This is a genomic window from Nocardioides sp. CPCC 206348 (assembly GCF_048654705.1).
Lineage (GTDB): Bacteria > Actinomycetota > Actinomycetes > Propionibacteriales > Nocardioidaceae > Nocardioides.
Genome location: NZ_JBMCZA010000068.1, coordinates 31434 through 31907, shown reverse-complemented (window position 1 = coordinate 31907; position 474 = coordinate 31434). Strand labels below are relative to the sequence as shown.

The window sequence follows — 474 nt, the reverse complement described above, 5'->3', positions numbered from 1 at the left end:
GACCTCGGTGCCTGCGTCGGAGGCGAGGATCCTCGCGACGATGTCGGACGCCGGCCGCAGGCCGTTGATGCCGCCGACCTCCTCGCCGCTCTCCTCACGGCGCGCCACCAGTGCGTGGCCGAGCGCCTCGGCCGCGCCGTCGGACATCCCCAGCAGATAAGGCGGGTACGGCGGGAAGGGAGCCGTACGCATGGCCACACCGTCGATCTCGCCCGTCGGGCCGCAGACGACCGCGAACCAGGCGTAGGGCAGGTCTTCCGGCGCGCCATGGTCGGCGTAGCGCCGGGCGGTCGTGCTCACGACGGTGCCCGTCACCGGGTCCTGGGCGAGGTGTTCACCCGCCCGCGCGAGGAACGCCCTCGCGTCGTCGGTGAACCAGACGTCGTACTCACTGCTCATGGTTGATCGTCCCGTTCACGGGCCGTCGGGTTCAACCGGATTTCGGGGCACCGTCAGCGGGACTCGAAGGCCAAC

Annotated in this window: 1 protein-coding gene; it reads right to left on the bottom strand. The window is 71.1% G+C overall.

Annotated features, from left to right (window positions below; genetic code table 11):
• The coding region (locus ACOADB_RS03045) for a hypothetical protein (protein WP_378596443.1) at positions 1-399 on the bottom strand (399 nt) is incomplete at its 3' end.
• Positions 400-474: the final 75 nt, after the last annotated feature.